Origin of the sequence: Ensifer sp. ENS02, assembly GCF_014851885.1 — a bacterium.
Classification (GTDB): Bacteria; Pseudomonadota; Alphaproteobacteria; order Rhizobiales; family Rhizobiaceae; genus Ensifer; species Ensifer adhaerens.
This window is the reverse complement of the sequence record NZ_JACVAO010000019.1, coordinates 39,225-60,327: the sequence shown is the minus strand read 5'-3', so window position 1 is coordinate 60,327 and position 21,103 is coordinate 39,225. Positions and strand designations below refer to the sequence as shown.

The window sequence follows — 21,103 nt, the reverse complement described above, 5'->3', positions numbered from 1 at the left end:
AACACATTCCTGTTTTTCCGGTTTGAAGGTGTTCGAGAAGGAGAACGCCATGGCAGAGGATCGGTGGGAACGCGAGGAACGCTACGGACGCGATCTAGAGAAAGCAAAACAACCGGCACCCTGGAACGAAAGCGTTGTGATAAGCCTGCCCAATGCGGATCACGAGGTGTTGGTTGGATCAGCCAGTGAAGCGGTAGCGGTTTTGCGAAACAATTGGTCCGGATCCAGATCCGGTCCAGCATATCAGGCTGCTTTGACCAACTGTCTCGAAGCCATGAATGGTCACTTGCCTGGTTACATGGCCCGATTGGCCTTTGAAGAAGCTGCCCGTGAAGCAGGAGTCCTGCGCTGAGGCTTGTAGGACGTCAACTTTGAAGCCTTTCACCCTCTGGCCGATGCCTTGGTGCGAGGGGAAGCGGAGTGGAACGTACCGTGTTCGAACCCTCGCAGCACTCCACCTCGAGGCAGATTTCGGTCGAGCAAAATTCGGCCTTTGGGTGATACGCCCGCGGATAAGATCAAACGTTTACGGAAGGAACAAAGCCGCGTGCTCATCGGTTGATGATCGACTGCACATCGAAACGCACGCGTTGGATCGGATCGTTCACATGGAGGCGCCACCACTTGAAAGAAAGCTTGCAGCGATCCTGGCTGCCGATATCGAAGGTTACTCGCGGTTGATGAATGCCGACGAAGAGCAGACCCTGGCGACCTTGACATCGCATCGTACTATCATCGACGGCCTTATTGAAAGTGCTCATGGAGAGATCTTCGGGACCGCGGGGGACAGCGTGTTGGCGGAATTCCCATCGATTGTGCATGCCTTCAACTGTGCGATCGCAATCCAGCAGGCCATGTGGCGTGCCAACCGGCCGCTTGCCGACAAACACAAGATGTACTTCCGCATCGGGATCAACGTCGGCGATGTTCTGGTGAAAGACGGCGATATCTTCGGGGATGGGGTCAACATCGCCGCTCGGCTTGAAGGCCTGGCCGATGCCGGCGGCATCTGTGTAACGCGAGGAGTACGAGATCATCTGCGCGATCGCGTCGACACCACCTTTGAGGATTTGGGTGAGCATCAGGTCAAGAACATTTCGCGCCCGCTCCGGGTGTTCCGTGTTCTGTTTGACCCGCAGTCCGAACCAAGCCCCAGTGCAGAGCTAACGTCCGTCCAACACCCGGAGCGATCCTCTTCGGTCGATCAGACCTTGCCGGAAGACCAAGACAAAGATGAAGCGCGCCGGGTTGAGGTGGCTTTTTGGGAGGCGGTACAGGAGAGCGATGACCCGGCCGAATATCTCCTATATCTGAAGAGATACCCTGCGGGCGAGTTCGCCGAACTCGCAGCCGCGCGCGTTGCTCAAGGTGGGTCTGGGGTGGGCGAGCCAGGTATCGAGGTTTCATTCTGGGAAACGGTGCGGGACACCGGTAACGCCGAGATGATTGAAGCGTATTTATCAAAGTATCCAACGGGTCAGTTCGTCGAACTCGCCAAGATCTTGTTGGCAGACATTCACGCCAAATAAAACACGCAACGATCGTCGTCACGACCAAATGGCTTGAAAAGCAGATGAGAGCGCCGACAGCGTCCGGAACGGGTGCGATGTTCCGGGTCGAGCCAAGTATGCAACGTGATTGTGGAGGTGCCGCTAGGGTAGCGCGTCTGATTCCTGTGCAACGCCCGCCTGAGAAACGCCAAAGAAGCGGCCGCCTTGCGGCGGCCTCTTCGACTATATGATTTGGGTCTTGGGTGGAGGAGTGATCTGCCCTTCGAAAGGGTCGTCCTCTTGAGGCAGGACGCCGTTGGGGGTCAGATCGTCAACCGCCTTTGGCAGATCTCGGCTGAGGCGGCTCAAAATCTCCTCAGGAGAAAGACCCGTCCGCGCGGAAAGATCCTCCAGGACTTCCGGCCCGAGCGCTTCCGATAACTGCCTATCATCAATTTCGCTGTTTGGACCGGTCTGCACCCAGGATTTTGCGGTCTCCCCGTGTCCGTTGTGCTCGAACTGTTTGAGGAGATCGCCGAGACCACCCCTCAACACGCCGCCGGTCGATGAACCGCCGAGCAAGCCCCCGAGGCCACCAGAGCCTCCAGTCAGACCGCCAAGCAGGTCACCCAAACCTCCTCCGGCCTCCTGTTGACCGGTTGGTCCTTGGTCTTGTCGGTTCTGGGTCAGACCTTTCAGAAGCTCGCCGATCTTGTCCCTGTTCTGGTATCCTGCCACCGCAAGGACACTTAGCAGGGCTTTAAGTGCAGTGCTTACCATGTGCTTCTCCTCTTCTGTCATATATGCCCGTTCAGGCATCTGCTGATTTACGACGGAGGTCGCGATCGCTGTTAACGCGAGGTCGGTGGCCTGCTCATCGTCGAATTTGTGGCGGATGGATCGCCAATGGCGCGGACCGAGGCTGGGTTGGTCATGGCTTTTCCTTTGGGTTAGAAGGAGCATCGGTAGACGCTTAAACTCCACCCGGCATCTCTTGTTCCGGTCAGCTGATGTTCCATGCCCCGATGGCACTGCGTATCAACTTTACTGACGAGCGAAAGTGGACTGGGGGCGGCCTCAAAATCGAGGCTCATGATGTTAACGCCAGTCTTCAGTCGAAAGAGGGGAACGATAGTCTGAGCACGGTGTTTTGATCTTATCCGCCGGGCCCGATCTGCTGCCGCGCCAGTACCTTAATCTCCAAACGAGAGAAAAGCCATGATTGAACGTCCAAATCAGCCCCCTGGGACGCTTGAGCGCAAGGTCGAACTCCAGCAGACGGTGCACTATGCAATCCAGGTCCTTGGCGAGGAAGCTTGCCTTTTGGGTTGGACCCAGGCTGAATTTCTGACGAGCATATCGGACACCGCGATCGCCAGGCTGAGCCTTCTGGATGAGGACGAAGCAATTTCCCCACCCGCAGAGGGTGACTTATCGCGGACCATTTATCCAACCGATTAGCCGGGTTGCCTGAGTGATCAAAAATGGGCTTGGAGCAGCGAAGCCTTTGTGCGGTGTCGGTCTCAAGATTTGTCCCGGCATCGTTGAGGCGCAGCTTGGCAACACCAGCCGCATCCTGATCCACAAAGAGGAACACCAATGTCGAGTTTGCCCTGCGCGTGCGCTGCGCATCCACCCGCGGCATCGTCGCCGCTATCTCCTCCTTCCTGGCGGAAGATGAATGCAACATCACCGACAGCGCACAGTTCGATGACGCTGATACCGGTCACTTCATGCGTGTCAGTTTCCGCTCCGAAGGGGGGCGGGAGCTAGAAGTGCTGAAGGATGAGTTTAAGCCGATTGCGGACCGTTTTGGCATGGAATTCGAGTTCTTCGACAGCCGATCGATGACGCGGCTGACCGCCGCCGCTTTGGCGCGCGTGCGGCTCATCTCGCCTGAAGCGGTGCGCACGATGTGGTTTAAGGCAGCCTTCGAGGCTTGGTAAGATCCAACCTCTCAGGCGATTGTCGCCGATCGAGCCGACCCGTGCGGACAAGAACAAGCAGCTCCCCGCTGAGCGGAGAGAGTTCATGATTTTTGCGTTTGTCGTCGCCTAATGTTCCTTTTGGAACTGACCGCCATGGCGATTTGTGTCCTTGTTACCTTCGAGCGATCGCTTGTTCGTTTGTTCTTTACTGCCAAGCCGAATGTCCACGATGCGCGCATCGCTTTAAGAACCAGAGTGAGAGTTATGTGGGGCTTTGGTTCGCAAATGGCGAGCATTGAGTGACTAGAGCAACATGGTGAAGTGATGCGGAGTTTTACGCTCGAAAACAACTGTCTCATCAACATCGATGAGAAGAGATCGGCCCACGGCGACATTCGCACGTTGATTGAGGCCGCAAGGCGTGGAGAGGCGGATATCGCCATTTTGGCTTCGAGCGCATATGAACGTCAGCCCGGTGGCGCACATCTAAAACGATTTGCAGACTTTGAAAGCCGAATGAGCGCGCTCGGACTTGGTCACATCAGCCTCTTGCGGCCGATCGGGCGACACGGTTTTTCATTCCATGGTTTCTCTATTATGAGTGATGAAGCGGCGATTGAGCGCGAGCGACTTATCTTCAGAACCCTTTTTCCGACGACGCCAGCACGATGGTCGGACTACGCGGTGAGCTACGGCTTGGACAAAAAGGATCTGTCCAGCGCCGCTGCTTGGCATTGGCGCAATTGCCTGGGCGCTGCTCAGGCGTTCTGGGCACATGAAAATGGCGGGCGCCATGTGTTCGTGACCACCAACGAAGGCTTTGCGCGCCTTCCGAAGAAACTTGAATTTGCCAACGCGGTAATCATGACCCCGACGCAGGCGGTTCAGGTTTTAGCTGGCGACAATCGCCGCATCCCGGTAGCCGGCTTGCGCAGACAGAGTCGGCCCGTTGCGAACATGGATTTTCTACTGAGGTAGCAACAACTGCCATCGGCCTGCTTGGACAGGCTTTCTCCGCAAGCGATCATTGCAAAGGCTCTGCGCCACCTAAAGTTGTCTAACGACTGAACTGCACCTTTGGATCATCGCCCCGTCGCGAGTTTCGTCCGACCTCGGATGAATTGAGGGTTCCTTACGCCCAAGTTCATTCTAGTGTTGGTGACGACCGTTGACCTCGACCCGGACGAGAGCCCTGCCGGCCGACCTTGCGGGGAAGCGAATGGCCTATGCCGAAAGGCGGGCCTCTGCGAAGTGCGCCGCGGCTTCTTCTAATGCCTCCTCGGCCCACTGATTGAGACTCTTCCCCGAAAGTTCGGCAGCCAGAGCAGCTCGGCGATGCACTTCGGGAGCAACTCGAAACATCATCTTGCCGGAATAGGGTCTTTGAGGCTCTTTGCCGATGCTCTTGCAGGTCTCAAGGTAATCATCGACAGCCTCATGGAACGCCTTCTTCAGTTCAGCAACGCTGTCCCCGTGAAACCCGACTACGTCAGAAATGCCAGCAATCTTGCCGAAGAACAGCTCGTCCTCCGCGTCGAATTCTATGCGAGCGTGATAACCGTTGTAAGTCATGGTGTTCATGGTTCTACTCCAATTTGCGTCAGGAATTCGCGAGCATCGCGAACTTGATAACGTTTTGCCTCCTTGTCGGGATGAGGACGATGGAAGCTCGCGATTATGCCGTCCTTTTCGAACTTAACGCGCGAGCCGTTTCCTTCGATGACGTTCGCGCCGGCAGCGACAAGCAGGTTTTCTATAGCGGCCCATTCGATGGTTCCCGAGATCGGATCTTTGAAAACCGCCACGAGAGTCTTTTTCTGCTTGCTGTTCATGCTAGCAAATATAGTGATGCTTGCTAATTCTGCAAGCATTATTTCTCATGCAAATACGATCCGTGTGTTTAGAGCCCTGGGTGCGAATCGCTCGATGGGTCCGATTTCCGTGCACCCGTGATGCTGCGAAAATCCGTGCGCTCGTGACTTTTGGCATAGTCATTTGCAAGTCGCACGCCCGGAAAGATCCGGCTGCGGGTTCGATTCTCTTCTAGGACAGAGGTTCGTTGGTTAACTTTCGGCCCAACGCCGACAATAGCTTTGAGCGGGCCGGCCAGTTCCGAATGGCACTCAAGTCGCACTGGTCGATTACCGCGACGGCGAGGTCTTCCGCTACTTCATCATGGAAAAAGGCGAGAACTGGGGACGGGACTACGACGAAAGCCGTCGCACCGCCGACTGGCAGTTTCAGTGGTTTAAGCCAGACGGCACGATCAAGATGGACGAGAACACTGCGCGCTGTCAGCGATGCCATACCTCACGGTCGGACCGGGAATTCCTGTACACGTTCAACGAAATGCGTCGGTTCGAGTTCGAATGAAAGCACTCCAGAGGCGCGGAATGAGGACTGTGATCCGCCTTCGCCTCCTTCTTGATTTTGTTGCCGCCTCCTTTCCTGCGGCGACGATCTAACGCCGTCGCAAAATACCGTTCGTGTCCGCCAACGGCCATTGCTCGGCAGGCCTTTCGAACGAGTTTCGCGGCACGCCGACCCTGAAAAGAAAACCATATGACCCTCGCGAGATAGAGCGGGTGATTGAAGAGGCTTGCCCGAGTGGGTGGACCGTATCGGGTGACGATAATCAGTTCCGCTTTCTGGTGGGATGAGAAATTCGGGGCAATCCTGGATTTGTTGGAAGGAAGGCGCCAGTTTTCCTTCAGGCGCTCGCCCTACAGGCAGCGCCCGTATTCACCCACGCATGGATGAGCTTGTCGAATTCTTTCCATCGTCATAAGGCGTGCCCGCACCGCAAGTTCGCGCGAGGGTCGAACCCGTTCTAACGCGCATTGTGGCACCCAATTGCGAAACCGGTGGTAACCACACGCGTGCCCGATGATTTCCTCTCTCATCTAGTTGCCATCGCATGGGAACTGGCCAGCCGGCCGAACGTAGAGTGGTAATAATCGTTGCCTGCGGCTCGTTGACGAATGACAGTGGCACCCTAGTTAACCCTTGTGATTTTTGTGGCTTGCCGCTGCCGACACATGGGGTTGGAGAATGTTCGTGACTGAGGCCCGATCCGTTCTCGTGCTTGAAGATGAGCCAATCATTGCACTTGATCTGGAAGAACTGTTGGCAGAAGCGGGATTTGAGATTGTTCAGGTTTTCAGTTCATGCGCGGATGCCGCAGTATGGCTAGAGGCGAATACCCCGGAGGTGGGCATTCTCGACCCCCGCGTCAGAGACGGTTTTTGCACATCGATTGCACAGACCCTTCTGCAACGATCCGTGCCGTTTGTCGTCTATTCGGGACAAGCTCCTGCGCCCGACGATGAAGCGTCGAGTGTCTTCAGCAAGGGTATCTTTCTTACCAAACCCTGCCATCCGGATATACTGTTGAACGCGATCGCGACCGAGACACTGCGCACCGGGTAGGGTCCGCATATGATCTTGAACTTCGACGACTAGTCGTCGCGATCCTTCGTCCTCGCCTCATTCAAACCGCTATCGGTTCGGCATGCCGTCCGATCATCAACACAGACGGACCCTCTTGATGGCACTGGTGAAAACAACCGAATTGGCGATAAAGCGCAGCGCAGCAAAAGTGGTATCCCCACAGCCAGTGACCGCCGTTGAAAAGACGGCGTCATCGCGTCGCGCCCAAGACCGATCCCGGCTTCGCCAGCAGAAAGCTGCAGAGCGTATCGCAACGGCGAGCGACGAGCTTGCAAGCGGAGTTGCGCAAGCTGCATCCGCCGCTGACGAGCTCAATCGGACACTGGAGCAGATTGCAAGTGGTGCGGAAGAAGCGGCCAGTGCAGCTCATGAATCACTTGCTGGAACCGGGCAGCTCCTGCTCCAGTTTTCCGACGCCCGGATGGAGGCCGAAAACGCGCGCCGGCGCGCCGAAGGACTGCAGACGACAATCACCGACGCTGCCGTCCAAATTGAGGTGTCGGTACGGACATTGGCTTCGAGCGCCCATCGTCAGCTTTCGGCTGTGGACGTCATTGCGCAACTCCAAGACCAGGCTGAAGCAATCGGTTCGACGACCCTCACCGTGGCCGATATTTCTGACCGCACAAGCCTCCTGGCGCTGAACGCCGCCATCGAGGCTGCGCGGGCCGACGACGATGGCAAAGGTTTCGCTGTCGTAGCAGACGAAGTCAGGGCGCTTGCCGAAATCGCCGAACGGGGTTCGAGGGACGTTACCCAAAACGCAGGGCGCATCGTGGCTGGTGTCGCCGCTGTGTCCGAAAAGGTTAGGAATGCCGCGGAGATCGCAAAGGCTCAGGCTCTCTCGGGGCAGGAAATAAGCACAAATCTCGCCGCAGTGCGAACGAGCCTGACGGATCTGCTCGACAGCAGTCAGTCCATTCTCACATCTGCGGTCGAAGCCGAAATTGCCGCACGCGAGGCGCAACGGGGATCGGAAACCGTTTCGGCCGCGGCTGAACAACAATCCACAGCTGCGGCCGAGGCGCATCGATCCGTCCAGCAACAAAGTACCGCTTTGGATCAAAGCCAGAAAACCGCCCAGGCGCTTGCAGCGCTTGCCGACGAACTGATGTCGGGCTCTGGATCGTCACTCAAATCCGTCGAGGTCAGCTCGGCAGCCGAGGAACTGTCGGCCACGGTTCAGGAACTTGCGAACGCTGCCGGAGAGATCTTGATCGCGGTCGAACAGATCAGCCGCGGTGCGGAGGCACAGGCCGCAGCGACCATGCAAGCCAACGCAGCAATGGCGCAGATCGAACGAAGTGGGGCGAGTGCCCATCGAAGTGCGCAGGGGTCAGGAGAATCCATCGCTTCGGTCCTGAAGCTCTTGCAGGAAAGCCGAACCAGGATTTCCAGTGTCGCCTCCGGTCTTGGCGAAGCGCTCGCCCACTCGCGCGCAGCGCTCAGCGTGCTTTCGGATCTCAGTGAGGTTGCCTTCCAGATAGAGCGTGCCGTCGACCGCATAGTTCTGGTGGCGGTCCAGACCAGCATGCTTGCCGTCAGCGGCTCGGTTGAGGCAGCGCGCGCGGGTGAGGCTGGCCGGGGATTTGCAATTGTCTCCAGCGATATCCGCAAACTCGCCTCCGATGCGGCTGAAAATATCGATGGCGTCAAAGACATTGTGCGGATCATCCAGATCAAGATCGCCGTGGTCCTTCGCGATCTGGAGATGATCGTACTGTCGCTTGACGGCGAGGTGGCCAAGAACATGCAACTCGTCGAGCGCCTGGGTGCAATCGAAGCGGAGGTGGCGGTTATCGCGACGGGAAACAGCGCGATCCAGCAAGCGGCTCAAGGCGTCCTCAGCGCAACTCAACAGGTGCGCGCCGGCACGGAACAGATCGCAACAGTCGCGCAGCAGGCAAGTGCCGCCACCATTGAGGCTGCTGCCGCCGCCCGTCAACAATCTCGTGGAGCAGAGGATTTGGCCGCAGCGATTGAAGAGATAGCTTCGCTTGCGGATGAACTCCAGCTCGCTGGAGCCTGAACGATGATGCGATCTGGCTTATCGGAGCAGAAAAGCCGGAACTTGAAGTTCCGGTTGGGCAACCGATACCTCTCTTTGGATGCGAACAAGGTGGCGGAAGTCGTACGAGCTCCCCGCATCACAAGGGTCCCCCACGGGCCTGAGAGCCTTTTGGGAATTGCCAACATTCGCGGAGAACCGGTTCCGATCTTCGACCTTGGCCACGTGCTCGGCGACGAAGGAGATGGCCGAGTTGTTGATGGATGCTGCATTGTATACGAGCGAGGCCAACGCATCGGTTTGATGGTGGACGCAGTCCTGCAAATCGTAGCCGACGATAACGACAGGATAAGCGATCTCGATGCGCGTCTGACCGCGCAAGTACGCCCCACAAGCCCGAGGAGGCAAAACACAGGCGCCGCCCGACGATCGGGTGATTTCGGCGCGAGCAGCCGACATGCAAACCCCGTTGATGCGGGTAAACCATTCCTGACCGTCAAGGTCGCCGGGCAGAGCTTTGCGATTGCGCTCGCTGACGTTCACGAGGTGCTGGCTCTTGGGGAAGAGTTTTTTACGGCGAGCCGGCCACAGGACGTAATACTTGGCATGGCCGAACATCGCGGAGCCGTGCTGCCGGTGGCAGATGCGCGCAACCTACTTGGCTTGCGCAGTGATAAAGAGCGCGCTGCAAATCGGGTCGTCGTCGTGGATTATCTGGGAACGAGGATCGGTCTGGCCGTCGAGCGAGTCCAGACTATCCTGCGTCTGGCATCGTCACAAATTGATGCCGTTCCAACGGTTCTCAAGAATGGACAAGGCCCCGCGGAACTTGAGGCGATTGGGCGCCCCGGTGAAGGGCAGTCGCTCGTTGCAATTCTCTCAACCGAAAAATTGTTTGGAAATCAGGCCGTCAACCGGGTCGCGTCGCCGGTGGGAGAACATGACATGAGCGAAAACTCGATCGTTGCCAAAGGCGAGCAGTTCTTGATTTTTTCGCTTGGATCGGAGGATTACGGCCTGCCGATGCGATGCGTGGAAGAAGTTGTACGCGTTCCTCAATCCGTTACGCGCGTACCTAAGGCGCCGAGTTTTGTGGCCGGCGTCGTCAATCTTAGGGGAAGAGCGGTCCCGTTGATCGATCAGCGCATGCGCTTTGAGGTAGCGGATACCAACCCCCTTGCATGGCAGCGCGCCATCATTGTGAACTTTGAAGAGACACGCGTTGGTTTTGTGGTTGATCGCGTGTCGGAGACCGTCGAGATAGCTGCCGAAGACCTGTTGGATGCTCCCGACATATCGGAACGTACAAGCGTGTTCGACCGGGTGGCTCGACTGAAGGCAGACGGCCGAATGATACTACTGGTCGATCCAAAAGAACTGCTCACGCGCGCAGAACAGGATGTCGTTGCGGCCTTGGCCATGACTGGATCCGAAGAGAAGGCATCTTGATCCGGCTCTTGATCGTCGACGATTCCGCGCTGATGCGCCGACTGCTTGGCCGAGTATTTGCCGAAGCCGGTGATTTTGTCCTGGAATATGCTCGCAACGGGCAAGAGGCGCTGGACATGGCGGCGAGGTTTGAGCCGGATGTCATCACGCTCGATATCCATATGCCTGACATGGATGGCCTTGCTTGCCTCGACCGGATCATGCTGGAGCGCCCTTGCCCTGTCGTGATGATTTCGGCATTGACGGAGGAGGGCGCCGAACAGACACTGGTGGCGCTCGAGATGGGAGCGGTCGATTTCGTTGCCAAACCGACGCGAGCAGTTTCGCTCGAGATCGACGCGCTTGGCCCGCTGATCGTCCAAAAAGTTCGAGGTGCCTCAAGCATTGCAATCCGGCGCAGCCGACGATTGAAAGAGCGCATCAGCCGGGCTGCATCTCGCGCCCCCGACCTTCCACGATCTTCTACTGAGGCCAGAGGACGACCCGCAGACAAGCGGCTTGTCCTGGTTGGGTCTTCGACCGGAGGGCCGCCGGCCCTTGAGGTGATCCTCTCCTCGTTGCCAGCTGACTTTCCCTTACCAATTGTCATAGCGCAGCACATGCCGGCGACGTTTACCGGACCACTTTCGCGCCGGCTGGACAAACTGTGCGCGCTTTGCGTGGTCGAAGCCGACCAGCAGCGGCCGATCGAACCGGGGCATGTCTACATAGCCAAGGGAGATGCCGACATCATCCTATCCAAAAGAGCGGAACGGCTGGTCGTGATGCCTGCTCCGTCTGATGGGCGGTGGATCTGGCATCCAAGCGTCGATCGCATGGTTCTGTCTGCAATGAACGTTGTCGCGCCCGAAGCGTTAATCGGGATCCTGTTGACGGGAATGGGCAGCGACGGTGCGTTGGCAATGGTCGATCTGAGGAAAGCCGGTGGCCGGACGATCGCGGAGGCCGAGGCGACGGCCGTCGTTTGGGGTATGCCAGGCGAGTTGGTGTCCCGCGACGGGGCAAGCGATGTGTTGCCGCTTGGACGGATTGCTTCGAAGCTTCTGGATTACGTCAAATGACCATACCGGTGCAGCCAGAAGGAGGAGCGCTCATTAGCCCGCTGTCGATCGCCGATTTGAAGGACATTTGTGCGTTCGTTCATGCGCGCACAGGGATGATCTTCGGAGAAACGAAACGATACTACGTCGAGCGGCGCATTTGCGAACTGATGCGCGTGCGGGGCAGCGCTACGCCGCAGGACTATTTGGCGGTGTTGCGAGCGGACGAGACGGAAGTCGAAAAGATCATCAACAGCTTCACCGTCAATGAGACCTATTTCTACCGCGAAGAGCACCAACTGGCTTGCCTTAGCCATTCGATCCTGCCGGAAATCGTACGCACGAAACGCCCCGGCGACCGCATCCGAATCTGGTCGATGCCCTGTTCAACAGGGGAAGAGCCCTATTCAATCGCGATATGGCTTTTGGAGAACTGGCAGCTCGTTGATGCGTATCACGTCGAAATCGTTGGCTCGGATATCGACACGGCAGTGCTGCACCAGGCCAGGGAGGCAAGCTATGGTGAGCGGGCCTTGTCGAAACTTCCGAGTGAATTGATCGAGGGCTACTTTGAACCCAAGCACGCGCGCAAACACACGTTGATTGCCGACCTAAGGGAATCCGTGAGTTTCACAAAAGCAAACATTTTGGACCCGGCAAGCCTGGCCGCGTCCGGTCGGTTCGACGTCATATTCTGCCGCAACCTCCTCATCTATTTCGATGACAAGGGCAGGCAGCTTGCTGCTCACAATCTCCATGAGGTGCTGAATCCGGGCGGATACATCTGCCTGGGGCATTCGGAGTCTATGGCAAGGATTTCCGATCGGTTCGACCTCATTCGGTTCCCCGACGCCATTGTCTACCGGAGAGGCGATGGGGCGTCCGATGGATGAATTGACGGAACAATTCGGGATCGAAGCCCGCGAGCTCGTTCACCAGGCGTTTGAATCGCTTTTGGCGTTGGAGCAAGATCCTCTTGACCAGCGCCAGCTTGAAAGCCTGTTCAGGTCCATCCACACGCTAAAGGGTTCCGTCGCCCTTTTCGAGTTCGGACCCATGGAGGCGATACTCCATCGCTGCGAGGACTATCTTTCTGCTGCGAGGGCGGGCGGGATCGATATCGACGCGGGTTTCATCGATGCCGTCGTGGTCATCGTTGAATGGACAGAACAATGCGTGGAGGAGATCGCTGCGACCGGAGCGCCATCTGCGCAGACCCTTTCGCAGGGGCCACAACTTCAGGGGACATTGGCCTTCTCGCCCGGGGTGTTAAGCGAGGGGCTCGATGCCAATGAACCGACGCCACGCTGGGCACGCGACCTCCTGAGTAAACACAGTTCGTTGCCGATTGACCATTCTGTGATCGCAGCGCGTTACGAGCCCCACGCGGAATGCTTCTTTAGCGGCGATGACCCTTTGAAGACGGTCTCGCAGGTGCCTGGCATTGCCTATCTCCGCGTGTTCGCGCGCAACATGCCTGAGCCTGAAACCCCCTATGATCCCTTCCGCTGCAATCTTGTGATCGAAGTCTTGTCGACGGCGTCGCTAAGCGAACTTCAGGCGATATTTCGGCTTATTCCAGACCAGGTCCGCCTGGTGGAGATCCTGGCGGAGCCCGCGGTCACCAATAGCAGGGCCTCAACCCATTCGAACGTTGCCTCGAGCGGCGGTGTTGCTCGCGTCAGTGTGGACCGGCTCGACACTCTCGTTACCCTCACCGGCGAGCTCATCGCTGCCAAGAACCGCCTACGAAGTGCTGCCGCCCTGTTTCCCCCTCTCCCAGGAAACACCTCGCCTGTGCGGTACCTGTTGGAAAGCCACGCCGAAATTGACCGGCTCATCGGGTCGCTCTATGCGGCCGTCACACGCACACGCATGATTCCTATTGGTCAGACCTTCCGGCGCTTTCCAAGACTTGTCCGCGAAACAGCGGCCAGACTGGGAAAAGCCGTCGACCTCGTCATGGAGGGAGAGACGATTGAAGCCGATCGGGAGATTGTAGAAAACGTGTACGAGCCCCTGGTGCACCTCATTCGCAACGCAATCGATCACGGCATCGAGGCTGGAGTGGAGCGTACAAAGGTCGCCAAGCCCGAAAGAGGGCTGATCCAGCTGAGGGCTATGCGCCTTGGCGAGCAATTGAGGATCGAGTTGCGGGATGACGGACGCGGAATGTCGCCGCAAACCATTCGTGCGAGAGCCTTGAGCGCCGGTCTGACGACAAACGAGGGTCTCGACGGGCTTTCCGATGACGCAGTCCTTCAGTTCGTCTTCCTGCCTGGGTTCTCCACGTCTGAGGGCGTCACGGACGTGTCAGGCCGAGGGGTCGGCCTTGATGTGGTTCGCTCGACCCTGTCGGCGCTCGGTGGCAGAGTGGAACTCTCAAGCACCCCAGAGAAAGGAACGATCTTTGGACTTGTTCTGCCGATAAGCTTCTCGATGAGCCGCCTCATGGTGGTTGAGGTCGGCGGCGAACAATACGGCATACCGATAGAAAAGATCCACGAGACGGTGCGCGTTTCCGCCAACGCAGTGACGCCGGTTCGTGCCGGCGAGGCGTTCGTGCTGCGTCAGCAGACGATTCCCCTGTTGGAACTCTCCCAATTGCTGCGCCTGCCGCAAACGCCACGAAAGAACGAGCTGACCGTTCTAGCCGTCTCGCTTGGAGGCGAGCCTGTCGGCGTCGCGGTGGATCGGATCGTTGACCGGTCGGATGCACTGATGCGACCGCTCACCGGCCTGCTTGCAGGCACGCCGGGAATTGTCGGATCGACGCTGATGGGCGACGGGCGTATTGTACTTGTGCTCGATATCGAAGGTCTGATGACATGACGATCGTACTTTCTGGCAGAGCAATTGAGCTTCACGGTGCTTGCGGGGTGGAGGACGCCGAAGAGCTTTTGACCGCCCTAGAAGCCAAACCGCGATTGCCCGTCTCGCTCGTGCATGCTGGCGACATCCACACGGCAGTCTGGCAATTGATACTTCTCTGCGAACGCGATCTCGAAGGTGAGCCTGCTTCGGATTTTGCTGTGCGTTACCTCTTGCCAACGCTCAAGAATAGGAAAGTTAAATGACAGACGCAGAACAACGCCGGACAAGCCGTTCAGACGAAATTGAGCACGGAGAGATCGAAATGGGTGTGACTGTGTTGGTCGTGGATGACAGCAAGCTGGCCCGCATCGTAGCCAGCAAAGCGATTGCTGCCCTCAAGCCCGACTGGCAACGTGTCGAGGCTGGCAGCGCCGATGAGGCGCTTCGCATCCTGGCCGAGCGCCAGATCGATGTCGCGGTTGTCGACTTCAACATGCCGGACAAGGACGGACTTGATCTTGCCACCGAGATGCGTGACGCGAACCCGACGCTGCCAATCGCCATCATCACGGCGAATGTTCAGGACGAAGTGATTGCGCGCGTGAGGGCACTGAACGCGACCTTTGTTGGCAAACCTGTGACGCAGGAGGGCATGAGTGCCTTCATCACAGGCGCAGCGCTTCGTTTGAAGAAGTCCCAGATATGAGCGAGATCGACATCGAGTTGGACGAGCTCGAACGCGACGCCTTGACTGAACTCGTCAACATCGGGGTGAGTCGAGCGGCCGCAAGCCTGCGAAAGATGGTTCACAAGCAGGTCTTGTTGTCTGTGCCTTCTGTCGAGGTGATCACGCGAAAATCAGCCGCAGCACTGATTGGCCAGCGCGAAAGCGAGAATCTGATCGCAGTCCAGCAGGAGTTTGACGGACCTTTTTCGGGCCGGGCCCTTCTTATCTTTCCAGAGAGCAACGGTCTCACATTAGTACGAGCGATCGTTGGAGACGAAATGAGCGAGGAAGAACTCCTCGAAATGGAGGCCGAGGCATTGGCCGAGACCGGCAACGTCATACTGAATGGCTGCCTGGGCTCGATGGCAAACATGCTCAAGAAGTCGCTCAAGATGTCAATTCCGGATGTCAGGCGTGGAAACAGCGCGTCGCTGTTTCATGTCAGCACCGAGGATGCAAATGAAGGGTTCGTGCTTTTCCTTTACATAAACTTTTCCGTCAGGGACCATGACATCCGAGGCTACATCGCCATGATCATGGATCTGCCGTCGCTGGAGGTCCTCAAAACCTTAGTCGCAGCGTTCATCGAACGCGTGACGCAGGAGGCGCCTTGAAGTCGTCGAGACCAGGTCTTTTCCCCACGGCAAGCAAATTCCCGACTGCTGACCGGGCAGATGTCGGGCATGCGACCGCGGGGCGAGAGGCTGAAGCAGAGCTTCTGGAGATCAGGACCGAGCTTGCGACGGCCCGAGAAAGGCTTGACCTGACGCTTGAGGCCGCGGGTGCAGCATCCAGCTGGAATTGGGACATTTCCGGCAATCGGCTTTTCGCTGACACGCGATTTGCGGCGATGGTCGGGCTCGATCCGATTGATCTCAAAGCCGGAGTTCGCACACAGTACTTTTTTTCCGCCATTCACCCCGAGGATATGCCGCGAATACGATTGGCCGTGGCGGGGATCCTCGCTGGCGCAGAAATATTCTCCAAGGAATATCGCCTGGTCAAAAGGGACGGGAGCATCCGATGGGTTCGTGCAGAAGGTCGCGGCGAAGCGGACGACGATGACGAGCCGGTCCGGTTTGTTGGCACGCTTGTCGACATCACCGACCAACGGCTTGCCCAAGAGAGGCTGCGAATAGCGCAGGAGGCCGGTGGCATCGGCACGTTCGAGCATGCCGCGGGATTTGCGACTGTCAACGTTTCGGACCAACTCTGCCGACTCTTCGGACTTCACCCGACCAAGGTTCTGCCGATCAAGACACTCAACAACCTCATTCACGAAGGCGACCCGCTGATCATCGATCTGGCGCGTCCCGACGGGCCACAGAGCATAGCGGACCGGGAATTCCGGATTACCCGTGCCGATGACGGCAAAGTGCGATGGCTGGCGCAACGCGGCGAGTATGTCGAGGTCGCTCAGGGCAGCCAGCGGTACATTGGCGTTCTTTATGACGTCACGGAAACAAAGGCGAGCCAGGAGCAACTGCGAACAGCCAACCTCGCCTTGGCCGAACGCGCAAGGGGCAGCATGCGCGAACGCAATCGCATGTGGCGAAATTCCCGGGACCTGGTTTTGGTTCTGAGCGGCTCGGGAGAGATTAAGGACGCCAACCCCGTCTGGCGCGAAATCCTCGGAGCGTCGCCGAGCCTCGCTGTTGGCCGCTCGATCGTCGACTTTACGTGGCCGGAAGACAAAGCCTCGATGCTGGAAGCCGTTGAGGTTGCATCCAAGGGCGGACGAAGCGACTTTGAACTACGCCTGAAGCATGCGGATGGCGCTCCACGATGGATTTCCTGGCGCACATCCCAGGAAGACGGAGCGATCTATGGATTTGGCCGCGACGTCACTTTGGAGCGGGAGCAAGCCGAGACGCTGAAAGATACCGAAGCACAATTGCGCCAGTCGCAGAAGATGGAAGCGGTCGGCCAACTGACCGGTGGCATAGCGCACGACTTCAACAACTTGCTGACAGGGATTATCGGCGCTCTCTCGATTCTGCGCCGTCGAATTTCGGCCGGGCGTCTCGACGACCTCGACCGTTTCATCGATGCTGCGACCACCTCCGCCCATCGAGCGGCTTCCTTGACCCATCGCCTGTTGGCGTTTTCGAGGCGCCAATCGCTCGACCGACAGGCGGTCGACGTGAACAAGCTCGTCAATTCCATGGAGGACTTGCTCACTCGCACGCTTGGCGAAAAAATCTCCCTTTCTGTCCTGGTACATCCAGAGACGTGTTACGCGTTCACTGATGCAAATCAGCTTGAGAATGCAATTCTCAATCTGGCAATCAACGCGCGCGACGCGATGCCGAAGGGTGGGAAGATGACCATCGAGGCGGAGAACGTAACCCTGACGAAGGCTGACATCTCGCGCAACGAGGAAATCCAGCCCGGCCCGTATGTCGTGATCGCGGTAAGCGACACCGGAACTGGCATGACGTCAGAAACGATCGCTAAGGCATTCGATCCGTTTTTCACGACGAAACCGATCGGGCAAGGAACGGGACTTGGTCTGTCGATGATCTACGGCTTTGCCCAGCAATCGGGCGGCCACGCACGAATAACGAGCCAGCTGGGAACGGGTACAACAGTCACGCTCTTTCTCCCGGATGGGTCAGGCGCCGACAAGGCAAGCATCGGCTCGGCTCCGTCCCAACACGGGAGTCTGATGGGTGAAGGTGAGGTCGTGCTCGTTGTGGAAGACGACAGCGCCGTGAGGCTGCTGATCGTCGACGTTCTGAAGGAACTTGGATACAGGACGATCGAAGCCGAAGACGGAGAACATGCGCTGCCGATAATCGAAAGCGCGCAGCGCATCGATGCCGTGGTTTCCGATGTCGGCTTACCAGGGATCAACGGGCGGCAGTTGGCCGAAGTGGCTCTGGCAAGGAGGCCGGGCCTCCGTGTTCTGTTCTTAACGGGTTATGCAGCAACAGCATCCTCACGCGCGGACTTTCTCGGACCGGGCATGGACATGATGACCAAGCCGTTTTCCATGGACGATCTGGCGCGAAAAGTTCGAGAAATGCTTGCAAAAGATTGAGACGCCGGCGCAACTCATGCCGACAGTCAGCGCCGACTAGCCGACAAGGTGTGCGGCCTCTGACGTGCCTCCGTCGCGACAACCCCTCTCTCCACGGAAAACGACCGACCGCCTTGGAACGACCCGGTTCGTGCTCGATCAAAGCATGGAAACATGGAAATCATGATTGCTAGGGGGCGTTCGGCAGGCACATCAAATAACGGTGAAGAGCGGTTGCTATTCGAATGACAAAGGCGCAGTGTCCAGTCTCCAGTAGCAGATGTCACGGGCGCTGCTGTATGAGGGTTCGATACCCTGGCCCCAATCAAGGGGGCGCCATGTCCTACACCGAACAGACATTTTCGCCTTGCGATCCAGCAAGTTCCGGTCGGTCCTAGACACTTGAGGCTGCGAACTGCACAGCGCTGTGCGCAGTATGTTCCCAGCCACGACAATCTGGCATTGGTTGGGACGAACCGATGGGCGCAGGTAAGCGCCGGCCGCAATGGCTTCACACTTCTGTGACCACTCAACCGCCCATTTGGAGACATAAGGACATGCCTCAACCGTTCTTCCTAGCGTTGGCTCTACAGGCGAGCGTTCTTCTATCCGCCACTCTGCTCTTGATCCCTGGGGCATATGGTCAAGGGTCGGTGCCAGCAAATTCCGAAGCAAAACGCTACGGATCGGGATGGGAGTGCAATCGTGGATTCCGACAAGAGGCCGATTCCTGCGTTGCTGTGACGGCTCCCGACAATGCTTTCCTGACACACGCTTCCTATGGCAACGGCTGGGAATGCGATTACGGGTTTGCCGAAAAGGACGGCCAGTGCCTTGCGGTACGGCTGCCCGCCAATGCTTTTCTCGACTCTTATTCTGGTGACCGCTGGAAGTGCATGCACGGATATCGTCAGCGCGATACTGAATGCGACCTCATCGAAGTGCCGGACAAGGCGTATCTGACGGATTCGAGCTATGGCGAGGGCTGGATCTGTGAACGGGGGTACCAGGTCATCGGTAGCAAATGCGTCGCACTGATCGTTCCTGACCATGCCTACCTGACCACCAGCGGCAATGAATGGTTGTGCGACCGTGGATTTGAAATGAAAGATCAGGCCTGTGTTGCTGTAAAGGTTCCCGAAAATGCAACCTTCGCGGACAACTCCTATGGCCAGAAATGGAAATGTGACCGCGGATTTGAAGCAAAAGGATCGGTATGTTCACAGATCAATCTTCCTGAAAACGCACATCTGGATCGTTCCGGAAACGGCTGGGAGTGCAACCGTCCGTATCGGCTCAGTCGCGAGGTATGCAGTATGGAGTGACGGCAGCGCGAAAACATCAAGTGGTGCGCAACTTCGCCGCTCGATGTGGCCGCTCTTCAAAAAAATCGTCTGGACCCACCGCATAGCTTGAGGGCCGAGCGTATGGCCCATCAGGTGGGCGACCTTGTAAATTGGATGTTCGCTGCGGCGGCGTCACTCGCCGTTTGAGGCATCTCCACGCGGTGAGTCGTCAGATCGAAAGGGCGGGTGGCCACGAAGGAAGTGTGCGCGGTGTTATCGCATCAGACCCGCTGCACGAAGCGCGTCTTCGATCGTCCGCCGAATGCCGTCCGCCGGTCCCTTGGGACTCGGATTATCGTTGCTCCGAGCCTTGGGGATAGCGACGTCAGTGGCGACGCCCGGGTTCACCTGTCTCAAGGATGGCGCCGCAACCCCGAACGATTTGGCAATTTCCTCGGTCGACGAAATGCCGACGTCAAGCATGTAGGGCCCTGCCCGACCGTACCCACTTTTCGCATCGATCGGTGTGCCGTGGCCCATACCCTTGACGCGGTAAAGCTGAAGGCGTTCCTCCCCGTTGGCATTGACCCAGACCCGGCGTTCAAGCCGCGACGTCGGTTGTTCTACCCGGGGCGATCCTCGGGTTTCAACAACGCCCAGCCACTGGTCGACAATCGCATCTGCGTTGGCCGAGTTGACGGTCATGTCCTGCGTTCCCTGCCAGACCGATATCGCCGGCCATGGGCCCGTTGTTTTGGAAGCGGACCGAAGCAGCTTTTGAAGCGTGTTAGTGTCGGGAATGCCTTGCGCGCGCATGCGGTCGAACGCTTGGGGTATCGTGTGTGCCGTGCCATAGGGGAGGCCGGCTATGATTGCGCCGCCGGCAAAGACTTCAGGATAGGTCGCCAGCATCACATTGGCCATCGCTCCACCTGCTGAAAGCCCGGTTATGTAAACTCGCGAGGTATCGATGTCATAACGTTCTTCGGCGGTCTCGATCATCTGGCGGATTGAAAGCGCTTCACCATCGCCGCGCGCCATATCGTTCGGCTGGAACCAGTTGAAGCAAAGATTGGCGTTATTGCTGCGGGTCTGCTGCGGGAAGAGGACGACAAAGCCATAGTCGTCGGCCAATCTGCTCCATCCCGAGCCTGCGTCGTATGACGACGCCGTCTGGGTGCAGCCGTGCAAGACGACGACGAGCGCCGGTCGTGGAATAACTGTCGATGGGACATGAACTTTTGCCTCAAGCTGGCCAGGATTCCGTCCAAAGGCCTCGAATTCCGACAAGTGGCTCTCCCGAGAAGGGTCGACCGGATGTGTGCGGAACTGCTTGAGCAAAGCGAGGGTGTTAGACAAGGAGCGCATAACGAAACCTCCAGGCCGTAACGGCCAGGATGGCTATCATAGCGGCCTCATACAGCACTCATTGCTGCAGTGCACAATATAATGCTGCGACGCAGTGTTTCAATGGAAGGCGCGAGATTTCGCCAGACGAACGCAAATCCGTCAATCGAGCCAGCGGTTGCGAAACGTGAGGCTGGCAACGGAGATAGGTTTGCCCTCTTCGCTGCGCACAGAAACTGAAATTTCAGTGCCATAGCCCTCGGGCAATTCGTCGCGTGCGACATCAACGAGGATGCGCGTGATTTCCTGCATGACGGCCTCGCGGGAATGTAGCTCAAGCCCCAGATCATCCCGCGTCTGTCCGTCACCATTCATAAGATCGAAGAAATAGCGCGTCATCACCACTCCGGCCTCCTCTTCCATAGAAAAGCCCGGAAGGAAGCCATTGTTCCCAGAAGTAAATCAGCGCTGCGTATTTCTTCGACAGCCAAAGCTCCAGTGCACAGCCTTTGTGCGCTCGAACCCGACAGTTCTCTCACCGG

At 57.7% G+C, this 21,103-nt stretch carries 20 protein-coding genes and 2 pseudogenes; 17 read left to right on the top strand and 5 right to left on the bottom strand.

Going from position 1 to position 21,103, the window contains the following annotated elements; genetic code table 11:
* The first annotated feature begins 49 nt into the window (after positions 1-49).
* Positions 50-352 (top strand): DUF982 domain-containing protein, encoded by a 303-nt coding sequence (locus IB262_RS29855; protein WP_192494083.1) that lies wholly within the window; start codon positions 50-52, stop codon positions 350-352.
* A 256-nt stretch (positions 353-608) separates the two neighbouring features.
* Positions 609-1,529: an adenylate/guanylate cyclase domain-containing protein gene (locus IB262_RS29850; protein WP_029742762.1), complete on the top strand. Its 921-nt coding sequence runs from the start codon at positions 609-611 to the stop codon at positions 1,527-1,529.
* Positions 1,530-1,733: 204 nt separating this feature from the next.
* Here IB262_RS29850 and IB262_RS29845 read toward each other — a convergent pair whose 3' ends face one another.
* Complete coding sequence (locus IB262_RS29845) at positions 1,734-2,270, bottom strand: YidB family protein (protein ID WP_113189028.1); 537 nt, start codon at positions 2,268-2,270, stop codon at positions 1,734-1,736.
* 438 nt (positions 2,271-2,708) lie between these two features.
* Between IB262_RS29845 and IB262_RS29840 the strand changes: the two genes are divergently transcribed.
* The 3 genes and pseudogenes from IB262_RS29840 (at position 2,709) to IB262_RS29830 (ending at position 4,396) form a co-directional block, all read left to right on the top strand.
* Entirely contained in the window at positions 2,709-2,951 is a 243-nt protein-coding gene (locus IB262_RS29840; protein ID WP_192494082.1) for a hypothetical protein, read from the top strand.
* A gap of 152 nt (positions 2,952-3,103) precedes the next feature.
* Positions 3,104-3,319: pseudogene (gene purU / locus IB262_RS36760) on the top strand (formyltetrahydrofolate deformylase); the annotation flags it as partial.
* Between the two features lie 423 nt (positions 3,320-3,742).
* Positions 3,743-4,396, top strand: coding sequence for a hypothetical protein (locus tag IB262_RS29830; RefSeq protein WP_110819440.1), 654 nt, complete (start codon positions 3,743-3,745; stop codon positions 4,394-4,396).
* A 246-nt stretch (positions 4,397-4,642) separates the two neighbouring features.
* On the opposite strand, the gene IB262_RS29825 is transcribed toward IB262_RS29830, so the two are convergent.
* Both IB262_RS29825 and IB262_RS29820 read right to left on the bottom strand, forming a co-directional pair.
* Positions 4,643-4,999 (bottom strand): type II toxin-antitoxin system HicB family antitoxin, encoded by a 357-nt coding sequence (locus tag IB262_RS29825; protein ID WP_060606947.1) that lies wholly within the window; start codon positions 4,997-4,999, stop codon positions 4,643-4,645.
* Complete coding sequence (locus IB262_RS29820; RefSeq protein WP_060607022.1) at positions 4,996-5,250, bottom strand: type II toxin-antitoxin system HicA family toxin; 255 nt, start codon at positions 5,248-5,250, stop codon at positions 4,996-4,998. The genes IB262_RS29825 and IB262_RS29820 overlap by 4 nt, the downstream gene beginning before the upstream one ends.
* Before the next feature lie 268 nt (positions 5,251-5,518).
* Between IB262_RS29820 and IB262_RS29815 the strand changes: the two are divergent.
* The 12 genes and pseudogenes from IB262_RS29815 to IB262_RS29760 form a co-directional block, all read left to right on the top strand.
* Positions 5,519-5,791, top strand: a pseudogene (locus IB262_RS29815) (cytochrome P460 family protein); the annotation flags it as partial.
* 684 nt (positions 5,792-6,475) lie between these two features.
* The gene (locus tag IB262_RS29810; RefSeq protein WP_192494081.1) at positions 6,476-6,847 is read left to right on the top strand and encodes a response regulator; all 372 of its coding nucleotides are present in this window, start codon (positions 6,476-6,478) and stop codon (positions 6,845-6,847) included.
* 118 nt (positions 6,848-6,965) lie between these two features.
* Positions 6,966-8,897 (top strand): methyl-accepting chemotaxis protein, encoded by a 1,932-nt coding sequence (locus IB262_RS29805; protein ID WP_192494080.1) that lies wholly within the window; start codon positions 6,966-6,968, stop codon positions 8,895-8,897.
* A 3-nt stretch (positions 8,898-8,900) separates the two neighbouring features.
* The gene (locus IB262_RS29800) at positions 8,901-10,325 is read left to right on the top strand and encodes a chemotaxis protein CheW (RefSeq protein WP_192494079.1); all 1,425 of its coding nucleotides are present in this window, start codon (positions 8,901-8,903) and stop codon (positions 10,323-10,325) included.
* Positions 10,322-11,386 carry a chemotaxis-specific protein-glutamate methyltransferase CheB gene (gene cheB, locus IB262_RS29795; protein WP_060606936.1) on the top strand — a complete coding sequence of 355 codons (1,065 nt, stop codon included), beginning with the start codon at positions 10,322-10,324 and terminating at the stop codon, positions 11,384-11,386. The genes IB262_RS29800 and cheB overlap by 4 nt, the downstream gene beginning before the upstream one ends.
* Complete coding sequence (locus tag IB262_RS29790) at positions 11,383-12,258, top strand: protein-glutamate O-methyltransferase CheR (protein WP_060606933.1); 876 nt, start codon at positions 11,383-11,385, stop codon at positions 12,256-12,258. The genes cheB and IB262_RS29790 overlap by 4 nt, the downstream gene beginning before the upstream one ends.
* Positions 12,251-14,197, top strand: a complete 1,947-nt coding sequence (locus tag IB262_RS29785; RefSeq protein WP_192494078.1) for a chemotaxis protein CheA — start codon at positions 12,251-12,253, stop codon at positions 14,195-14,197. Before IB262_RS29790 ends, IB262_RS29785 begins: the two co-directional genes overlap by 8 nt.
* Positions 14,194-14,442: a hypothetical protein gene (locus IB262_RS29780; protein WP_060606930.1), complete on the top strand. Its 249-nt coding sequence runs from the start codon at positions 14,194-14,196 to the stop codon at positions 14,440-14,442. Before IB262_RS29785 ends, IB262_RS29780 begins: the two co-directional genes overlap by 4 nt.
* Positions 14,439-14,885: a response regulator gene (locus tag IB262_RS29775; RefSeq protein WP_309142327.1), complete on the top strand. Its 447-nt coding sequence runs from the start codon at positions 14,439-14,441 to the stop codon at positions 14,883-14,885. The genes IB262_RS29780 and IB262_RS29775 overlap by 4 nt, the downstream gene beginning before the upstream one ends.
* Positions 14,882-15,520: a chemotaxis protein CheX gene (locus IB262_RS29770; protein WP_060606924.1), complete on the top strand. Its 639-nt coding sequence runs from the start codon at positions 14,882-14,884 to the stop codon at positions 15,518-15,520. Before IB262_RS29775 ends, IB262_RS29770 begins: the two co-directional genes overlap by 4 nt.
* Positions 15,517-17,949, top strand: a complete 2,433-nt coding sequence (locus IB262_RS29765; RefSeq protein WP_246802747.1) for a PAS domain-containing protein — start codon at positions 15,517-15,519, stop codon at positions 17,947-17,949. The genes IB262_RS29770 and IB262_RS29765 overlap by 4 nt, the downstream gene beginning before the upstream one ends.
* Before the next feature lie 536 nt (positions 17,950-18,485).
* Positions 18,486-19,253: a hypothetical protein gene (locus IB262_RS29760; RefSeq protein ID WP_192494077.1), complete on the top strand. Its 768-nt coding sequence runs from the start codon at positions 18,486-18,488 to the stop codon at positions 19,251-19,253.
* 234 nt (positions 19,254-19,487) lie between these two features.
* On the opposite strand, the gene IB262_RS29755 is transcribed toward IB262_RS29760, so the two are convergent.
* Both IB262_RS29755 and IB262_RS29750 read right to left on the bottom strand, forming a co-directional pair.
* Positions 19,488-20,582 carry a PHB depolymerase family esterase gene (locus IB262_RS29755; RefSeq protein ID WP_192494076.1) on the bottom strand — a complete coding sequence of 365 codons (1,095 nt, stop codon included), beginning with the start codon at positions 20,580-20,582 and terminating at the stop codon, positions 19,488-19,490.
* A 141-nt stretch (positions 20,583-20,723) separates the two neighbouring features.
* Positions 20,724-20,960 (bottom strand): hypothetical protein, encoded by a 237-nt coding sequence (locus IB262_RS29750; RefSeq protein WP_060607017.1) that lies wholly within the window; start codon positions 20,958-20,960, stop codon positions 20,724-20,726.
* Between the last annotated feature and the right edge of the window lie 143 nt (positions 20,961-21,103).

Bases quoted from the DNA above. Each gene is read 5' to 3' on its own strand.
- IB262_RS29855 (WP_192494083.1), top strand. From the start codon at position 50: ATGGCAGAGGATCGGTGGGAACGCGAGGAACGCTACGGACGCGATCTA.
- IB262_RS29850 (WP_029742762.1), top strand. From the start codon at position 609: ATGGAGGCGCCACCACTTGAAAGAAAGCTTGCAGCGATCCTGGCTGCC.
- IB262_RS29845 (WP_113189028.1), bottom strand. From the start codon at position 2,270: ATGGTAAGCACTGCACTTAAAGCCCTGCTAAGTGTCCTTGCGGTGGCA.
- IB262_RS29840 (WP_192494082.1), top strand. From the start codon at position 2,709: ATGATTGAACGTCCAAATCAGCCCCCTGGGACGCTTGAGCGCAAGGTC.
- IB262_RS29830 (WP_110819440.1), top strand. From the start codon at position 3,743: ATGCGGAGTTTTACGCTCGAAAACAACTGTCTCATCAACATCGATGAG.
- IB262_RS29825 (WP_060606947.1), bottom strand. From the start codon at position 4,999: ATGAACACCATGACTTACAACGGTTATCACGCTCGCATAGAATTCGAC.
- IB262_RS29820 (WP_060607022.1), bottom strand. From the start codon at position 5,250: ATGAACAGCAAGCAGAAAAAGACTCTCGTGGCGGTTTTCAAAGATCCG.
- IB262_RS29805 (WP_192494080.1), top strand. From the start codon at position 6,966: ATGGCACTGGTGAAAACAACCGAATTGGCGATAAAGCGCAGCGCAGCA.
- IB262_RS29800 (WP_192494079.1), top strand. From the start codon at position 8,901: ATGATGCGATCTGGCTTATCGGAGCAGAAAAGCCGGAACTTGAAGTTC.
- IB262_RS29790 (WP_060606933.1), top strand. From the start codon at position 11,383: ATGACCATACCGGTGCAGCCAGAAGGAGGAGCGCTCATTAGCCCGCTG.
- IB262_RS29785 (WP_192494078.1), top strand. From the start codon at position 12,251: ATGGATGAATTGACGGAACAATTCGGGATCGAAGCCCGCGAGCTCGTT.
- IB262_RS29780 (WP_060606930.1), top strand. From the start codon at position 14,194: ATGACGATCGTACTTTCTGGCAGAGCAATTGAGCTTCACGGTGCTTGC.
- IB262_RS29775 (WP_309142327.1), top strand. From the start codon at position 14,439: ATGACAGACGCAGAACAACGCCGGACAAGCCGTTCAGACGAAATTGAG.
- IB262_RS29770 (WP_060606924.1), top strand. From the start codon at position 14,882: ATGAGCGAGATCGACATCGAGTTGGACGAGCTCGAACGCGACGCCTTG.
- IB262_RS29760 (WP_192494077.1), top strand. From the start codon at position 18,486: ATGCCTCAACCGTTCTTCCTAGCGTTGGCTCTACAGGCGAGCGTTCTT.
- IB262_RS29755 (WP_192494076.1), bottom strand. From the start codon at position 20,582: ATGCGCTCCTTGTCTAACACCCTCGCTTTGCTCAAGCAGTTCCGCACA.
- IB262_RS29750 (WP_060607017.1), bottom strand. From the start codon at position 20,960: ATGACGCGCTATTTCTTCGATCTTATGAATGGTGACGGACAGACGCGG.